The 17,025-nt window shown below is 66.2% G+C and carries 16 protein-coding genes; 7 read left to right on the plus strand and 9 right to left on the minus strand.

Annotation, left to right across the window (positions count from 1 at the left end):
• The first annotated feature begins 147 nt into the window (after positions 1–147).
• Positions 148–858 carry an SIMPL domain-containing protein gene (locus ASE00_RS02295; RefSeq protein WP_414819825.1) on the plus strand — a complete coding sequence of 237 codons (711 nt, stop codon included), beginning with the start codon at positions 148–150 and terminating at the stop codon, positions 856–858.
• A 398-nt stretch (positions 859–1,256) separates the two neighbouring features.
• On the opposite strand, the gene ASE00_RS02305 is transcribed toward ASE00_RS02295, so the two are convergent.
• From ASE00_RS02305 to ASE00_RS02320, 4 genes are all read right to left on the minus strand, one after another.
• On the minus strand, positions 1,257–2,012 hold the full coding sequence (locus ASE00_RS02305; protein ID WP_056377465.1) for a DUF6065 family protein: 756 nt from the start codon (positions 2,010–2,012) through the stop codon (positions 1,257–1,259).
• 96 nt (positions 2,013–2,108) lie between these two features.
• Positions 2,109–2,357 carry a GlsB/YeaQ/YmgE family stress response membrane protein gene (locus tag ASE00_RS02310; RefSeq protein ID WP_056377467.1) on the minus strand — a complete coding sequence of 83 codons (249 nt, stop codon included), beginning with the start codon at positions 2,355–2,357 and terminating at the stop codon, positions 2,109–2,111.
• A gap of 178 nt (positions 2,358–2,535) precedes the next feature.
• On the minus strand, positions 2,536–2,835 hold the full coding sequence (locus ASE00_RS02315) for a DUF1153 domain-containing protein (RefSeq protein WP_056377469.1): 300 nt from the start codon (positions 2,833–2,835) through the stop codon (positions 2,536–2,538).
• 111 nt (positions 2,836–2,946) lie between these two features.
• Entirely contained in the window at positions 2,947–3,225 is a 279-nt protein-coding gene (locus ASE00_RS02320; RefSeq protein WP_056377470.1) for a hypothetical protein, read from the minus strand.
• Positions 3,226–3,336: 111 nt separating this feature from the next.
• On the opposite strand from ASE00_RS02320, the gene mnmA reads away from it, so the two are divergent.
• Positions 3,337–4,458, plus strand: coding sequence for a tRNA 2-thiouridine(34) synthase MnmA (gene mnmA, locus ASE00_RS02325; protein ID WP_056379210.1), 1,122 nt, complete (start codon positions 3,337–3,339; stop codon positions 4,456–4,458).
• Between the two features lie 10 nt (positions 4,459–4,468).
• On the opposite strand, the gene ASE00_RS02330 is transcribed toward mnmA, so the two are convergent.
• From ASE00_RS02330 to ASE00_RS02345, 4 genes are read right to left on the minus strand one after another with little or no spacing between them, the layout of a single operon-like run.
• Complete coding sequence (locus ASE00_RS02330; RefSeq protein WP_056377472.1) at positions 4,469–5,263, minus strand: PhzF family phenazine biosynthesis protein; 795 nt, start codon at positions 5,261–5,263, stop codon at positions 4,469–4,471.
• Positions 5,260–6,150 carry a cation diffusion facilitator family transporter gene (locus tag ASE00_RS02335; protein WP_056377474.1) on the minus strand — a complete coding sequence of 297 codons (891 nt, stop codon included), beginning with the start codon at positions 6,148–6,150 and terminating at the stop codon, positions 5,260–5,262. The genes ASE00_RS02330 and ASE00_RS02335 overlap by 4 nt, the downstream gene beginning before the upstream one ends.
• Positions 6,147–6,731, minus strand: a complete 585-nt coding sequence (gene pdxH, locus ASE00_RS02340; protein WP_200957867.1) for a pyridoxamine 5'-phosphate oxidase — start codon at positions 6,729–6,731, stop codon at positions 6,147–6,149. The genes ASE00_RS02335 and pdxH overlap by 4 nt, the downstream gene beginning before the upstream one ends.
• Positions 6,731–8,125 (minus strand): PLP-dependent aminotransferase family protein, encoded by a 1,395-nt coding sequence (locus ASE00_RS02345; RefSeq protein ID WP_235538510.1) that lies wholly within the window; start codon positions 8,123–8,125, stop codon positions 6,731–6,733. The genes pdxH and ASE00_RS02345 overlap by 1 nt, the downstream gene beginning before the upstream one ends.
• Positions 8,126–8,232: 107 nt before the next feature.
• Between ASE00_RS02345 and ASE00_RS23705 the strand changes: the two genes are divergently transcribed.
• The 5 genes from ASE00_RS23705 (at position 8,233) to ASE00_RS02365 (ending at position 15,811) form a co-directional block, all read left to right on the plus strand.
• Positions 8,233–8,385 carry a hypothetical protein gene (locus ASE00_RS23705; protein ID WP_162256371.1) on the plus strand — a complete coding sequence of 51 codons (153 nt, stop codon included), beginning with the start codon at positions 8,233–8,235 and terminating at the stop codon, positions 8,383–8,385.
• Positions 8,386–8,387: 2 nt separating this feature from the next.
• A complete protein-coding gene (locus ASE00_RS02350; protein ID WP_056379213.1) occupies positions 8,388–8,999 on the plus strand; it encodes a LysE family translocator in 612 nt (203 codons plus the stop codon).
• Positions 9,000–9,060: 61 nt separating this feature from the next.
• On the plus strand, positions 9,061–12,393 hold the full coding sequence (locus tag ASE00_RS02355; protein WP_056377478.1) for a DUF2126 domain-containing protein: 3,333 nt from the start codon (positions 9,061–9,063) through the stop codon (positions 12,391–12,393).
• A gap of 8 nt (positions 12,394–12,401) precedes the next feature.
• Positions 12,402–14,933: a circularly permuted type 2 ATP-grasp protein gene (locus ASE00_RS02360; RefSeq protein ID WP_056377479.1), complete on the plus strand. Its 2,532-nt coding sequence runs from the start codon at positions 12,402–12,404 to the stop codon at positions 14,931–14,933.
• The gene (locus tag ASE00_RS02365) at positions 14,930–15,811 is read left to right on the plus strand and encodes a transglutaminase family protein (RefSeq protein WP_056377481.1); all 882 of its coding nucleotides are present in this window, start codon (positions 14,930–14,932) and stop codon (positions 15,809–15,811) included. Before ASE00_RS02360 ends, ASE00_RS02365 begins: the two co-directional genes overlap by 4 nt.
• Here the strand turns inward: ASE00_RS02365 and ASE00_RS02370 are convergent.
• Positions 15,808–16,920: a putative zinc-binding metallopeptidase gene (locus ASE00_RS02370; protein WP_056377483.1), complete on the minus strand. Its 1,113-nt coding sequence runs from the start codon at positions 16,918–16,920 to the stop codon at positions 15,808–15,810. The two genes, ASE00_RS02365 and ASE00_RS02370, sit on opposite strands and share 4 nt — an antisense overlap.
• Between the last annotated feature and the right edge of the window lie 105 nt (positions 16,921–17,025).

A 17,025-nucleotide genomic window follows, 5' to 3' on the forward strand; every position in this document is an offset into this window, starting at 1 on the left:
GCGCGCACAATTGCCATTCATGGGCGCGAGGCGGGATCATTTCGCAACCGAAAGGCGTTCAGCCTTCGTGCAGCGACGATCGCATAGCGCTCTAACACGTCGCGATCGTCGCGGCAAAGCAGGAGCCGAACCAAAATGGGAGATATCATGTCGAAACTCGGTCTGGCAGCGCCGCTGGCGCTGGCGCTGATGAGCCCCGCCGCAGCGCAGGAGCCGGTGGCGCAGACCCTTGCCGGGACCCGGCTCGACATCGTCGCGACCGGTGAGGTGAACGCGGTTCCCGATATCGCGACGATCGGCGCGGGCGTCGTCACCCAGGCGCCCACCGCGGCGGCGGCGATGAGCGACAATGCGCGGCGCACGGCCGCGACGGTCGCTGCGATCCGCAAGGCGGGGGTGGCCGATCGCGATATCCAGACCACCTCGATCAGCCTGAGCCCGCAATATAAATATGCCGATAATCAGCCGCCGGTCATCACCGGCTATCAGGCGTCGAACCGGGTGAGCGTGCGCTTCCGCGACATCAGGGCGGCCGGCCCGATCCTAGATTCGCTGGTCGCGGCAGGCGCGAACCAGATCGACGGGCCAACGCTGTCGATCGACAAGCCCGAGCCGTTGCTCGATCAGGCGCGCCGCAAGGCGATCGCCACGGCACGGGAGCGGGCGGCCCTCTATGCCGGCGCGACCGGCCTGCGGATCAAGCGGATCGTCGCGATCAGCGAAGGCAGCTATGAGGCCCCGATGCCGCGCCCCGTGCCGATGATGATGATGCGCAAGGAAGCGGCGGCGGACAGCTCGATCGAGGCGGGCGAGCAGCGCGTTGCGATCAGCGTCTCGGTGACCTTCGAACTCGAATAGGCGCGGCGACGCCCGCCGGCCGCTAAGGCCTCAGTCAATGGCCCTTTCCCGCGCCCGGCGGGAGAGGGTCATTTCGCTTTCCAGCTATTGTGACGGCCGGACGGCTGATCCGGGCGCGCCGCACGAAAGCCTTGCGACCGGCGGGATTTGCGCGATGACGAGGACTTGCGTCTGATCATATCCGAAAGCGCGACGTAGAGCAGGAAGGCGATGAACAGGCCGCCGAGAAGCCACCTGATATCCGAACTCTGCATGCCGAGAACTCCAAATGACGGCTCGAACTGGTTCTAAGCTGTACTGGATACCCTAAGCGTACACGGACACCGTCGCTTTCCGCGACATATTCGCTGATGCGATGTGCCTATATATACTGTTTTTCTTGGCGCTGCAAAATGGCGCTAGCTGCGATCTTCGGGCGGCACGAAGGGGGCCAGCCGGATGCGGGTGCGATGATCGTCCCCGGCGAGATCGGTGCCGTCGAGAGTCTGGCCGCGATAATAATGCTTCTGCCATTTGGCGGCTTCGGCTTCGGGATCGCGCTCGCGCAGACCGGTGTTGAACTTAGCGCGGCTGTTCGACCAGGCGGTGAATTCGGCGTGGAGCGCGGGATCATCGGTGATCGGGCGGATCACCGGCTCGAAATTCTCCAGTTCGCCACGCTGGATCGGGAAGATGTGGCAGATCGGCTCGCCGGCCTCGAAGCGGACCGTGCCGGGGCGGGTGAACATCCAGTTCATCGTGAAGGTGAAGGGCGCCCAATCGGTTTCCACGACGCCTGACAGTGGGCCGATCCCATCCTTTGGCCGGTTGATCGGCCCCTGCGCCATGAGGTCGTAGCCCGCTTCGGTTCGGAACACTGCGGGTATGTGAAAGGTGAGGATGCCATAGCCGAAATGGCTGATCGCGGGCGCGGAGGTGTTGGGGTCCGGGGTGACGGTGATCCCGTCGATCTTCACACTCCCATGCCAGCTCGCCGAGAAGCCGGACGGGCACAGGATTTCCCAGCCATGCGCGTTGGCGATGGCGAGCGGCAGGCAGCGATAGGCGTATCGCTGGTTCGTCTCGTCCATCCAGTCCCGCTCATGCGGCGCAGGCCGGATGTCGAACCCCCGGTTGGGCATGGTGAAAGCGGTGAGCTTTGCGCGCGTCGTCATGCGCAAAGCCTAACTCCGGCGCCGGAAGCTCACAACCATGGGCATGAAAAAGGCCGCCGGATCGCTCCAGCGGCCTCTTCATCGATCCAGTCCGGATCAGCGCATCGCGCCACGACGGACGAGGTTGACGATCGCGAGAAGAATGACCGCGCCAAGAAAAGCGCTCAGCCAGCCATAGATGCCGCCGGCGCCAAGGGTCGGGCCGAACAGTACGCCGCCGATGAAGGAACCGACAATACCGACGACGATATTAAGAATGATGCCCTGCTGCGCATCGGTGCGCATCAAAATGCTTGCCAGCCAGCCGATGATGCCGCCGACGATCAAGAAAATGATCAGATTCATGGTGTCCTCCTGCACTTCACCAGGCTCTCGATCGCGCTGAAAGCCATCGACTGTCATTACGTTTGACGTTCGACCTTGTTCCTTTTTCGGCGATGAACGGAAGTTTATTAAACGATGGAAACGAAATAGGGCCCGCTCCCCGGAGGAAGCGGGCCCAGTCGGCCAGTCGTTCGTGCGCTCAGTATTTCTGCTGACGTTCGTAAAGCGACTTATAATGCTGGATCCGGGTAACGCGCAGGCCGGGCATCCCCGATCGGTCGACCGCGCGCTGCCAGCCGGCGAATTCCTCTACGCTCAGGTCATATCGAGCGCATACCTCGTCGACGGTCAGCAGGCCGCCGTTAACCGCGGCCACGACCTCGGCCTTGCGGCGGACGACCCAGCGGGTGGTACCGGGAGGCGGCAGCGAATCGACCGTGAGCGGTTCGCCCAGCGGGCCGATGACCTGGTGCGGACGGATCTTCTGATTCTCAAGCATGCGATACCTCGAACTTGGCCGGTCGACCTGAACTCTTTCCCCGAGGCGCACCTAGCAGGCCGCCCCTCAAGGAAGATTTGCGTGGAAGGGTAAATGCGCGGATCATCTTCGTTACCGTGATCCGTCGTTGAAGCGGGCGGCGGCGGCGGCGTGGAAGCTGCCATGCGCGCCGTTGACGCCGGCCGCACGTCCGGGGCCAGCCAGCAGCACCGCCACCGCCGGATGGGCGGGGTCGACGGCATCGGCATGGCCGTCGCCGTCGCGGGCGAGCCGCGCGGTCGGCGTTTCCGCCTGATGCTGGGCAAGCAGGGCGCAGAGCGCGGTGAAGTCCAGCGGGACTTCGGCCGGCTCGGCGGCGTCGATACGGAATTCGTCGATCTTGATCTTCATGGGCCGCTTTCCGTTTCCGTGTCAGCACAAGAAACGACGCGGCCGGAGGATTCTTTAGCCGACTTTCGTCTATTTTTGCCGGAACTTACGCGACCTGCTATGGGCCGCGCGATGAACCCGGAATTCCAGCTTTCCAGCGCCGCCGGAGCCTCGCTCGAGGGGCGCCGCATCGTCGTCGCCATGTCAGGCGGCGTGGACAGTTCGGTCGTCGCCGCGCTCGCCGCCGCGAGCGGTGCCGAGACGATCGGCGTGACGCTTCAGCTTTATGATCATGGCGCGGCGGTGGGGCGCACCGGCAGTTGCTGCGCAGGGCAGGATATCCGCGACGCGCGGGCCGTCGCGGACCGGCTCGGCATAGCGCATTATGTCTTTGATTATGAAAGCCGTTTCCGGGATTCGGTAATCGCCGACTTCGCCGACGAATATGCGGCGGGACGCACCCCGATTCCGTGCGTGCGGTGCAACCAGGGGGTGAAGTTCACCGACCTGTTCGGGATCGCCCGCGACCTGGGTGCGGACTGCCTCGCCACCGGCCATTATGTCCGCCGGGTGATCGGCGCGGGCGCGCGCGCCGAACTGCACCGCGCCGCCGATCCGGCGCGCGACCAGAGCTACTTCCTGTTCGCCACCACCCAGGACCAGCTCGACTATCTGCGCTTCCCGCTGGGCTGCATGCCCAAGCCGCGTGTGCGCGAGATCGCCGCCGAGCTTGGCCTGGGCGTCGCCGCCAAGCCCGACAGCCAGGACATCTGCTTCGTGCCCGATGGGGATTATGCCAGCATCGTCAAGAAGTTGCGGCCCGAAGCGGCTGACGAGGGCGACATTGTCGACCTTCAGGGGCGGGTGCTCGGGCGGCATAAGGGACTGATCCATTTTACCGTGGGCCAGCGGCGCGGAATCGAGATCGGCGGCAGTCCCGAACCGCTCTACGTCGTTCGGCTCGATCCGGCCGAAAAGCGCCTCGTCGTCGGCCCGCGCCGCGCGCTGGCGGTGTCGGCGGCGATGCTCGACGACATCAACTGGATCGGCGAAGGGCATGAAGGCCCGATCACCGCGAAGGTCCGTTCGCTTGCCAAGCCGGTGCCGGCGCGGTTCGAGGATGGCGTGGTGCGCTTCGACCAGCCCGAATATGGCGTCGCACCGGGCCAGGCGGCGGTGCTCTACGCCGGGGACCGCGTGCTTGGCGGCGGCTGGATCAGCGAGACGGTGGCGGCGGAACTGGTCGCGGCCTGATCTGCGCCGTTCAACGCAGCGTGAACGCGCCTTCGATCACGGTCACGCAGGAGCCGGTCAGGATCACCCGCTCGCCGTCGAGCGCACAACCGAGATAGCCGCCGCGCTCGGACGCCTGATAGGCGGTGAAGCTGTCGCGGCCGATCTGTTCGGCCCAGTAAGTAGCCAGAAGACAATGCGCCGATCCGGTGACCGGATCTTCGTCGATTCCCGCGCCGGGCGCGAAGACGCGGCTGACGATGTCGGTGTCGGTGCCCGGCGCGGTCGCGATGAACAATATGTCGCCCAGCGGCCGCATCGCGCGGAAATCGGGCTCCAGTGTGCGCACCTCATCGGCGGTCGCATAGCGGAACAGCGCGTAGCCGCCATCGCGCCAGTGGCTCTCGACCGGCGATCCGCCAAGCGCGGCGGCATGGTCGGGCAAGGCCTTGGGCGCGAGACGCCAGGCGGGCAGGGCGAGCTTATACCCATCGCCGTCGCGCGACACCTCCAGCGGGCCCGCGCGGCGGGTCATGAAGCGGACGGTGTCGATCGCGTCGTTGCGGCTGAGCAGGACGTGGCCGGTGGCGAGCGTCGCATGGCCGCACAGCGCCACCTCCACGGTCGGGGTGAACCAGCGGAGCTCGAAATCCGCCTCGCCGCCTGCCCAGGGCACGATGAAGGCGGTCTCGGCCAGATTGTTCTCGGCGGCGATCGCCTGGAGGATGCCGTCGTCGAGCCAGGCTTCGAGCGGCATCACCGCGGCGGGATTACCGGTGAACGCGCGGTCGGCGAAGGCGTCGACCTGCTGGAACGGGATTTTCACGGCAGCATCTCCTCATCGCGGTCGATATGGCCGGCGGGATCGGGGTGGATCAGTATCTCGACGCCGGGAAAGGCGGCGCGCAGCTTGTCCTCCACTTCGTCCATCACGCGATGCGCCTCGCCGACGGTCATGTCGGGATCGACCCAGACGTGGAACTGGACGAAATCCTTGTGACCCGCGGTGCGGGTGCGGAGTTCATGGATGCCGCGCAGCTCGGGATGGCGGTTGGCCACCTCGACGAAGGCGCGGCGGCGCTCCTCGGGCCACTCCTTGTCCATCAGTTCGTCGATGGCGTGCTGCGACGCGCGATAGGCGCCGAGCAAAAGCCACAGCGCGATCGCGATCCCGGCGATCGCATCGACCCCGCCGAGCCCGGCATAATGATCCAGCGCAAGCGCCCCGATCACCGCGGCGTTGAGCAGCAGGTCGCTCTGATAATGCATCCGGTCGGTGCTGATCGCGATCGATCCGGTCCGGGCGATCACGCGCCGCTGATAGGTCACCAGCGCGAGCGTGAGCGCCAGCGCGATCAGGGAGACGATGATGCCGGTCCCGGCCGCTTCCGGCCGTTCGCCGGCCAGAAGCCTTTGCACCGAACTGACCGCGATCCAGAAGGCCGAGATGCTGATCAGGACGACCTGGAAGAATGCGGCGATCGCCTCGGCCTTGCCATGGCCGAAGCGGTGTTGCCGATCGGCGGGCTCGGCGGCGACGCGGACGCTGTAGAGCGTCACCAGCGAAGCGATCAGGTCGAGCGTGGTGTCCGCGAGCGAGCCGAGCATCGCCGCCGAACCCGTCGTCCAGCTCGCATAGCCCTTCAGCGCGATCAGCGTCGCGGCGACCGAGGCCGAGGCGATACCTGCGCGGACATTGGCGCTAAGGGTCATGGGTAGAGCAGGCCCTCGATCCAGCCGTCGCCCGACCGCGTGAACAGGCGGCGCTCGTGGAGGCGGTGCGCGCGGTCCTGCCAGAACTCGATCCGCTCGGGCGCGACGCGGAAGCCCGACCAGTGCGGCGGGCGTGGCACGTCCTGCCCTTCGAAGCGCTGCCTGATCGCCTCGTACCGGGCCTCGAAGGTCGCGCGCTGGTCGAGCGGGCGCGACTGTTCCGACGCCCAGGCGCCGAGCTGCGAATCGCGGGATCGGGTGGCGAAATAGGCGTCGCCCTCGGCCGCGCTGACCTTGCTCACGGGTCCCTCGATGCGGATCTGGCGGCGCAGCGACTTCCAGTGGAAGAGCAGCGCCGCCTGCGGGTTGGCGTCGAGCTGGCCGGCCTTGCGGCTTTCATAATTGGTGTAGAAGACGAAGCCGCGCGCATCATGGCCCTTGAGCAACACCATGCGGACCGAAGGGCGGCCTTCCGCGTCGGCGGTCGCTACCGCCATCGCTTCCGGATCATTTATCTCAGCCTCGCGCGCCTCTGCAAACCATTGGTCGAAAAGCGGGAAGGGATCGGTCAGGGTCGTCATCAAATCACCGTCGCGGCAACTTCGGTGCGCGCCGCGTCGAGTGCGGCCGCGACGCGATCGAGCGCGACGCCCAATTGCGCGCGGTCGGTTGCCGGACCAAGGCATAGGCGAACCCCGGAGATCGAGCTAGGGTCGATGAGCGGCGCCGATGGCGGCGTCACCTCGACCCCCGCGCGCATCGCGCGCGCCGCCATCCGCTCGGCCTCGAGTTCGGACATGGGCAGCCAGAGATGCGGGCTGCGCGGATCGGCGGGCGCGCTCAGCGCCGGCCCCAGCCGTTCCGCCGCCATCCGCCCTCGCGCCAGCATTTCGGCCTGGTTTTCGGCAACGATCTCGTCGGCGGTGCCGTCTTCCATCCACTGGCTGCCGATCAGCGCGCCCATCGCCGAGGGCGCATAGATATGGGCGCGGATCCGGCGCAGAACGCGATCGAGATGATCGTCGTCGGGTACGATCAGGAAGCCGGTGCGCAGGCCCGGTGCGATCGCCTTCGAGGTACCATGGATATAGAAAGTCCGGTCGGGCGCATAGGCGGCGATCGGAGGCGGCGCGTTGCCGGTCGCGAAGATCGAATAGAGATCGTCCTCGACGATCCAGACCCCATGTTTACGGGCGATGGCGGCGATTTCGGCGCGGCGGGCGTCGCCCATGATCCGCCCGGTCGGGTTCTGCAGGGTGGGCAGCGTGTAGAGTATCCGGGCGCCCGCCGCCGCAGCGCGATCGAAAGCATCGGGAAGCAGCCCTTCCTCGTCCATCGCGAGGCCGAGCGTGCGATAGCCGCCCTCCTGCGCGATCGAGCGAATGCCGAAATAGGTCGCGGCCTCGGTCATGATCGTGTCGCCGGGACGGCACAACAGATCCATCACCAGCGACATGGCCTGCTGTGCGCCGCCGGTGATCACGAGCCGGTCGGCGCGGGCATCGCGCAAACCGCTTACCCGCCGCAACCAGGCGGCCGCCGAACGGCGGTGCGCCTCCTCACCGGCGGGGGGCGCATAATCGAGGAGCTGGTTGAGGTCGCCGCGCTTGCCGAGCCGGGCAAGGGTGGGGCCGAAACGCCGCTGCGCAAGGCCAAGGGGCGGGACGTTACGCGACAGTTCGATGAGTCCGTCATGGCCACCCTGGCGCGGAACGTTGTCGGCGACGAAGCTGCCCCGGCCCACGGTGGCTGTGAGCAGGCCCTGACGCGCCGCTTCGCCATAGACCGACGTCACCGTCCCGATGCCGATGCCGAGCTGGTGGGCGAGGTCGCGATGCGGCGGCAGTTTCGTGCCGGGCGTCAACTGTCCGTCGTCGATGTCGCGCCGCAAGGCCGCTAGCAGCCGCCCTGACACAGTTGCCGCAGCATTTTCATCCAACACGGGGGTCCAGCTCATCGGTGCTCTCAGGATCATTCCAGACTAATGTCATAGTGACAATATCATCTTTGACATGTGGTACATTGCGCGGCAATTGGTGCATGTCAATGCCAACCAGGATAGGGACAATGAGACAGATATGGATGACGGCCCTCGCTAGCTTCTCGCTGGTTGGTTTTGCTGCCGTGGTTTCGGCCGCGGCGATCGCGGCGGCGGGAGAGCCCGATGCGCGTGTACAGGGCCGTACCATGATGATCGATGCGCAATTCGAACTCGCCCAGACGATAAGGCGATGACGATGCCGCTCGATACGTTCATCGCGTTGGTGACATTCTGTATCGTCTCGACGGTCACGCCGGGTCCGAACAATATGATGCTGCTGTCGTCGGGAGCCACCTTCGGCTTTCGGAGGACGCTGCCTCATATCATCGGCATCAGCCTCGGCTGCGTCTTCATGGTGCTTCTGCTCGGCCTCGGATTGGCGAGCGTGATCGGGCGCGTGCCGTGGCTCTATACGGTCCTCCACGTCGCATCGACCGCCTATCTTCTCTATCTTGCCTGGCGGATCGCGACCTCGGTCGGGGTGGGCGGCGCGTCTGCACGGACCAGACCTTTGAGCTTCCTCGACGCGGCGGCCTTCCAATGGGTCAATCCAAAGGCCTGGGCGATGACGCTGGGCGCAGCGACCAGCTTCTCGCGGAGCGACCATCTGTTCGGCGATATCTCCGTGATCGCGATGGCGCTCGTTTTCTGCGGGCTGCCCTGCATCATGCTGTGGGCGGGGGGCGGAACGGTGGTGCGCCGACTGCTGACCCGGCCGGAGATGCTGCGGGCGTTCAACATCGGTATGGCGGCGCTGCTCGTCCTGTCGCTGCTGCCGGGCTTGCTGGAGGTAATTGGCGCGGCCTGATCTAACGCAAAAGTGAAGTCTTCATTGCACCGCACAACGGGATGTGCTGACTCTCCCGGTCATGATTCAGGCGGCGCTGCACCATCGGACGATTTACCGTTATGACCATCCGGTCCAGCTAGGGCCGCAGGTCATCCGGCTGCGCCCGGCGGCGCACAGCCGGACGGCGGTGAACAACTATTCGCTGCGGATCACGCCCGAGAATCATTTCGTCAATTGGCAGCAGGACCCGCATGGCAACTGGCTGGCGCGGCTCGTCTTTCCGGAGCGGACCAACGAATTCTCGGTGACGGTCGATCTGATCGCCGATCTGGTGGTGGTCAATCCTTTCGATTTCTTCGTCGAGGATTATGCCGAGGAGCGCCCATTCGCCTATGCCCCCCAGCTGGCGACCGATCTCGCGGCCTATTTCGATATCGAGCCGCAAGGCCCGCTGTTCGAGGATTTCGTCGCGCAGTTCGCCGACGTGCGCACCCGGACGATCGATTTTCTCGTCGACCTGAACGTCGCAATCAACCAGCGGGTCAACTACGTCATCCGAATGGAACCGGGCGTGCAGTCGCCCGAGGATACGCTTTCGATCGGCTGCGGCAGTTGCCGCGATTCGGCCTGGCTGCTCGTGCAAGTCGCCCGCCGCCTCGGCCTCGCCGCGCGCTTCGTCTCGGGCTATTCGATTCAGCTGACGCCCGATATCGTGCCGATCGAGGGGCCCAAGGGCGTCGCCGCCGACGTCTGCGACTTGCACGCCTGGGCCGAGGTGTTCGTTCCCGGCGCGGGCTGGATCGGCATGGATGCGACGTCGGGCATGTTCGCGGGCGAGGGGCACATCCCGCTCGCCGCCACCCCGCATTATCGGTCGGCGACCCCCATCGAGGGCGCGCTGCTCGAGCCCGCGCATGTCGATTTCCATTTCGACATGACCGTCCAGCGTATCGCCGAGGCGGTGCGGATCACCAAGCCCTTTACCGACGCGCGTTGGAATGCGCTCGATGCGCTGGGCGAGAAGGTCGATGCCGATCTGGTGGCGCAGGACGTGCGGCTGACAACCGGCGGCGAGCCGACCTTCGTCGCGCTCGACGACCCCGAGGCGCCCGAGTGGAATGGCGATGCCGTCGGCCCGACCAAGGCGGGCTATGCCGACCGGCTGATCCGCAAGCTGCGCGACCGTTATGCGCCGGGCGGTCTGCTCCACCATGGCCAGGGCAAATGGTATCCCGGTGAAAGCCTGCCGCGTTGGGGCTATTCGGTCTATTGGCGTACCGATGGCGTGCCCGTCTGGAAGGACGCCGCCCTGATCGCGGGCGGAGAGACTGGCAAGACGGTGGACAACGGCGATGCCGGGACCTTCCTGACCGAGATCGCCGAAGGGCTGGGCGTCGGCGGCGCGATGGTTCAGGAGGCTTATGAGGACGGCATCGAATGGGCGGTCAAGGAAGCCCAGCTGCCGGAGAATGTCGATCCCACCGATCCCAAGATCGATGATCCTGAAGCCCGTCACCGCATGGTCAAGGCGTTCGAACACGGCCTGAGCAAGCCGGTGGGCCATGTCCTGCCGATCCAGCGCTGGAATGTGAAGCAGGAGAAAAGCCCCGGCCGCTGGCGGTCGGAGCGGTGGCAGGTGCGGCGCGGCAAGCTTTTCGTGATGCCGGGCGACGCCGCGATCGGCTATCGCCTGCCGCTCGGTTCGCTGCCCTATGTGCCGCCAGCCGACTATCCGTATCTCCACGTCCAGGATACGACCGAGATTCGCGGTCCTTTGCCCGATTTCGCGGCGGAGCGCAGCGAAGCTCCGGCCCAGCGTTCGGAAACGGTCGCGCCCGTCGCCGGCGGCGCGGCGGCGCAGGAACGGCAGGAGCAGACGATCATCGAAGGCGCGGTGCGCACCGCGATGACCGCCGAGGCGCGGGGCGACCATATCGCGGTATTCCTTCCGCCGACCGAGAAGCTGGAAGATTATCTCGAGCTCGTCGCCGAGATCGAGGCGACCGCCGCCCGTACCGGCGTGCCCGTCCGCATCGAGGGCTATGGCCCGCCGCCCGATCCGCGCCTCAATGTCCTGAAGGTGACCCCCGATCCGGGCGTGATCGAGGTGAACGTCCATCCCGCCGCGAGCTGGGCCGAGACGGTGGACATCACCACCGGCCTCTATGATCTGGCGCGCGAAATCGGGCTGACCGCCGACAAGTTCATGGTCGATGGCCGCGCGATCGGCACCGGGGGCGGCAATCATATCGTCCTGGGCGGGCGATCGGTGAACGACTCCCCCTTCATTCGCCGCCCCGACATGCTCAAGAGCTTCGTGCTCTATTGGCAGCGGCATCCGGCCCTAAGTTATCTTTTCTCAGGGCTGTTCATCGGTCCGACCAGCCAGGCGCCGCGCATCGACGAGGCGCGGCATGACGGCTTGTACGAGCTGGAAATCGCGCTGGCGCAGGTGCCCGCACCGGGCGAGGGCGAGGTCCCGCCGCCCTGGGTGGTCGACCGGCTGTTCCGCAATCTGCTGGTAGACGTCACCGGCAACACCCATCGCACCGAGATCTGCATCGACAAGATGTTCTCGCCCGACGGGCCGACCGGGCGGCTCGGCCTGCTCGAATTCCGCGGTTTCGAAATGCCGCCTGAGCCGAAGATGAGCCTTGCCCAGCAATTGCTGCTGCGCGCGCTCACCGCCTGGTTCTGGCGCGAACCGCAAAAGGGCGGGCTGGTCCGCTGGGGCACCGCGCTCCACGACCGCTTCCTGCTGCCCCATTTCGTCTGGGCCGATTTCCTGGAGGTGCTGGGCGACCTGCGCCATGCAGGCTATGATTTCGATCCCGCATGGTTCGAGGCGCAGCGCCAGTTCCGCTTCCCGGTGCATGGCACCGTTTCGGCGGGTGGGGTGACGCTGGAGATCGCCCATGCGCTCGAGCCCTGGCATGTGCTGGGCGAGACCGGAGCAATCGGGGGCACTGTGCGCTATGTCGACAGTTCGACCGAGCGGCTCCAGGTCAAGGCGAGCGGGCTTGTGCCGGGCCGCCATATCGTCGCGGTCAACGGCCGCGCGGTGCCGATGACGCCGACCGGCGTGCCGGGCGAAGCGGTCGGCGGGGTGCGCTACAAGGCTTGGAAGCCGGCCAATTGCCTCCACCCGCTGCTCGATGCCGATGCGCCGCTGACCTTCGATCTGCTCGACAAGTGGAATGGTCGTTCGCTAGGCGGATGCGTCTACCATGTCGCGCATCCGGGGGGACGCAATTATGACAGCGTGCCGATCAACGATCTCGAAGCCGAGGCGCGCCGCCGCGCCCGCTTCCAGAATCACGGCCACACGCCGGGGCCGGTGACGATGCCGCTGGTTGAACGCCCGAGCGAGTTCCCGATGACGCTTGACCTTCGCGCGCCGCCTAACTGGTGAACAGGGCCATGCAGGGGGACATGATGGCCGAGTTGCCGGGAATGCCCAGCCTGGGGGAAGGCTGGCTCCACAGTTATATTGCCAAGGCGGGCACTGCCGACGCGTTGCGTGGCGATGTCGGGCGCGGTGCGAAATGGTGGCATGGCCTGTTCGAAGGCGTCGCGCGGCTGAGCGAGGGACGGCTCGACCTGCTCCAGCAGCGCATGGCCCGGCAGGTCCAGGAACTCGGCACCGCCTTTCGTCTGCCCGGAGAAGAGCGCGAGCGCCCCTGGCCGGTTTCGGCGATGCCGCTGCTGATCGGTGAAGATGATTTCGCTATCATCGCCGCGGGCGTGGCGCAGCGCGCCGAACTGCTCGAATTGCTGCTCGACGACATTTTTGGCGATCAGAAGCTGGTCTCATCGGGCGGGCTGCCCGCGGCGCTGATCACCGGCAGCCGCGCCTATTGGCGCTCGCAGATCGGGGTCCCGCCGCCCGGCGGCCATCGCCTCCACATCTACGCGGTCGATCTGTGCCGCGATCCGGGTGGCGACTGGCGGGTGCTCGACGACCATGTTCGCGCGCCGGTCGGTGCAGGCTATGCGCTGGAAAACCGGCTCGCCTCGACCCGGTTGATGGGTGCATTGCAGACACGCCTGCACGTAGAGCGCCTGGCGCCCTTCTTCTCGGCGTTCCGCGAGGGGCTGGCGGCGGCATGCCGCCGGTCGGAGCCGCGCATCGGCCTGCTCACTCCGGGGCGCTATAACCAAAGCTATGCCGAACAGGCGCATCTCGCGCGCTATCTCGGCCTGTTGCTGGTCGAAGGCAGCGATCTCGCGGTGCGCGATGACGGACTGTTCGTCCGCACGATCGAGGGGCTGAAGCGGGTCGACGCGCTGTGGCGGCGGATCGATTCGCGGCTGCTCGATCCGCTCGCCTTCGACAGCAATTCGGCGATCGGCGTGCCCGGGCTGATGGATGCGATGGCGGCGGGGCAGGCGGTGATCGCCAATGCGCCAGGCGCGGGCGTCGTCGAATCCACCGCGATGGGCGCTTTCCTGCCATCACTCGCACGCCGCCTGATCGGCGAGGACCTCAAGCTGCCCAATATCGCGACCTGGTGGTGCGGTCAGGAAAAGCCGCGCGCCGAGGTCGAGGCGCGGCTCGACGAGCTGCTGATCGCGCCGGCTTTTACCGACGCGCCGGTCGGCCTGCCGCGTGGACGGCCCGTGCTTGCAGCGACGCTGAGCGGGGCGGAGCGGGCGGCGCTGCTTGCCGATATGGCGCGCCGTCCCGAGGATTATGTGGCGCAGGAGGATGTCCACCTGTCAACCACGCCGGCGGTACAGGATGGCCAACTGGTGCCGCGCCCGTTCACCGTGCGCGTGTTCGCGGCCCGCGACGGGCAGGGACAATGGACGGTGATGCCCGGCGGTTTCGCCCGGATCGGTGACGATTCCGACGCGCGCGCAACGGTGATGGGCGATGGGGCTTTCTCGGCGGACGTCTGCGTGGTCGGCAGCCGGACCGTCGAGCCCGTGTCGTTACTGCCCCAGAAGGTGCCGATCCGGCGGAATCCCGGCACATTGCCCAGTCGTGCCGCCGACAATCTCTACTGGCTCGGCCGCTATCTCGAACGAGGCGAAGCGACGTTGCGGCTGGTCCGCGCCACCCTCGGCGGATCGATCGTCGCCGATGGCGGCGCGGCGCTTTTCCCGCTGACGCTGGACCGGCTCGGCACGATGCTCGTCGCCTCGGGGGCGGCGGCGCAGGATCGCGACGAGCATGCCGATGAAGAGGAGCCTGATGAGGATGCGGGCGAGACCCACGACCTGCGCGAACTGGCGCTCCTCGCGCTCGACGGTCAGGGGGCAGCCAGTGTCGCGAGCCTGATGCGCAATGCGCGGTCGATCGCCAGTGGCACGCGCGACCGGCTGTCGGCCGACGTCTGGCGGCTGGTCGATGCGCCGCTGCCGCGCGCCACCTCCGATGATGCCGAGGCGACGCTGGCGCGGGCGATCGACCTGCAGGAGCGCTTTTCGGCGCTGGCGGGCCTGTCGGCGGAGAATATGGGCCGCACCGCGGGCTGGCGCTTTCAGGATATGGGCCGCCGGATCGAACGCGCGCTGTGGACATCCCGGCTCGTTCGCATATTCGGCGGCAAGGACGCCTCGGCAGACGACCTGACCACGCTGCTCGACCTGTGCGACAGCCAGATCAGCTACCGGGCGCGCTATCTTGCCGGGCTCGCGCTTGAGCCGGTGCGCGATCTGGTCGCGCTCGATCCTTATAATCCTCGCTCGGTCGCCTATCAGGCCGAACGGATATCCGAGCATCTCAAGGCGCTGCCCGCGCTGCGCGACGACTTCATGGCCGAGCCGCACGTCACGATCTTCTACCGGATCGAGGCGGCGATCCGCACCGCCAGCGCGGAGACGCTCGACGGGACGATGATGCTGGGCATCGAGAATATGTTGTCCGAACTGTCCAATGCGATCAGCGCCCGCTTCTTCCTGCAGGGCAGCGAAGGCTATCGCATGGCCGGGATGACGCTGGCGTGACGCTTTATCAGGTCCGCCACAAGACCCGCTTCCGATACGCCTATCCGGTGAGCTTCGCGCGCTGCAACCTGCGGCTGCGGCCCGTCGAATGGGCGGGCCAGACGCTGGAAAGCTATGATCTGGAATTGTCGTCGCCGGCCCGGATCACCGGTACGCGGCCGATCGGCTATCTTGGAAACGTCAGCCGCATGGTGATGGAGCGGCCGACCCGCGAACTGGTGATCGACAGCCATTTCCGTATCCGGGTCGATCGCGCCACGCCGGTGCCGCGCCGCGATGACGCCACGATTGCCGAGGTGTCGGCGGCGGCGCGGACCACGCTCGACCTGGGCGTTGAAAGCCCGGCCAATTATCTTTTCCCATCGCCGTCGATTCCGCTGAGTTCCGAGATCACCGCCTGGTGTTCGGAGCATCTCGACGCGCATCGCGGCATCGTAGAAGCCGGGCTGGCGCTCGCCACCCGCATCCACGACCGCTTCACCTATGACGGCAGCGCAACGACAGTCGACACCACGCCGCAGGAAGCCTTCGAGAAGCGCCATGGCGTGTGCCAGGACTTCGCCCAGATCATGATCGCGGGACTGCGCGGCGCGGGAATAGCGGCGGCCTATGTCTCGGGATATCTCCGCACCATTCCGCCGCCGGGCAAGGAGCGGCTGGTTGGCGCCGACGCGACCCATGCCTGGGTCGTGATCTGGTGCGGCCCCAAGCGCGGCTGGCTGGGCTTCGACCCGACCAATGCCTGCATGGTCGGTGAGGATCATATCATCACCGCGATGGGCCGCGATTATGCCGACGTAGCGCCGATCGACGGTGTCTTCACCGGACAGGATGGCCAGAAGATCGAGGTTTCCGTGGACGTGGAGCCGATCGGCTAGGCAGCGTCGGCATGAGTGTCGGCCATGTTGCCCCGTCCCGCCGCCTTCGCCACCAGCCGGTTCACATAGTCGATCTTGCCCGTGATCGCCGGAGACAGGTGGAAGGGATAGAGGTCGGGCTGTCCCATGCTGCGGTTCACCGCGTTGAGCGCAAAGCTGTACGGTACCATCTGTGCGGTCAGGGCGTCGGTCGGCGCAGTATAGGGATCGAAGTCCACCCGGGCGCCCGCATTGCTCTCCGGACCGGGGAAGGGCGCCATGCGCATGTCGACTCCGCCGATCGTGGCCAGCGTATCGACCATGTGGAGATAATGGGCGAAGGTCTCTGCGAAGTCCTCCCAAGGGTGGGAGGTGGCGTAATAGCTTACATAGTCGTCGGTCCAGATCTTGCCGCCGGTTCCGGCATAATGATCGGCGAGCGCCTGGGCATAGTCGATCGTCTCGTCACCGAAGACCGCGCGAAAGGCCGCGAGCTCCTGCGGGTTGGTTTCGACCAGCCGCGACCAATAATGATGGCCGACCTCGTGCCGGAAATGGCCCAGCAGTGTGCGATAGGGCTCGCCCATCGCACTACGCGCCTGCTCGCGCGCCGCGTCGTCCGCTTCGATCAGGTTGAGCGTGATGATACCGCCGTCATGTCCGGTATAGACCTGCGCCTGACCCAGCTCTTCAGCTGAGGGGTCGTATAAGAAATCGAAAGCAAGTCCTTGGATATTATCGACTTCTTCGGCCTTCGTTTCGAGTGGCAGGCCCAATTTGATCAGCGTGTGGAACAAGCGCCGCTTGGCGGCTTCAATCTTGCCCCAGCGCTCGGGCACGGTCGCGGCCGTCAGATCGGGGATGGTCCGGTTGTGGCGGCAGGCCCGGCAATAGGGTGTGGCGTCGTTCGTCGCCACCAGCCAGTTGCAGACCCCATGGGCGTTGTTGTTGGCGCAGACGGCGACGTCATGTGCGTCGCCCCTGCCGTCGCGCCAGGTGGTCGCGCCGTCGCCCAGGAACAGGAAGCCGTCCGACGCGGGGTCATAGCCCAGCGTGAAGGCGCAGGATGGGCAGACACGCACTTCGAAATGATTGAGGCGCTGGCAATTGGGGCACGGATAGGGCGCCATGAAAAGGTAACTCGCTTGTAGTTGGGCGGTTTAGGCCGCAAGAACGCGGGCGGAACCGGCGGGTTGCCATCGGCGCTACAAATTTTGACTTGCGCAATGGCGTCT

Source organism: Sphingomonas sp. Root710, from assembly GCF_001429065.1.
Lineage (GTDB): Bacteria > Pseudomonadota > Alphaproteobacteria > Sphingomonadales > Sphingomonadaceae > Rhizorhabdus.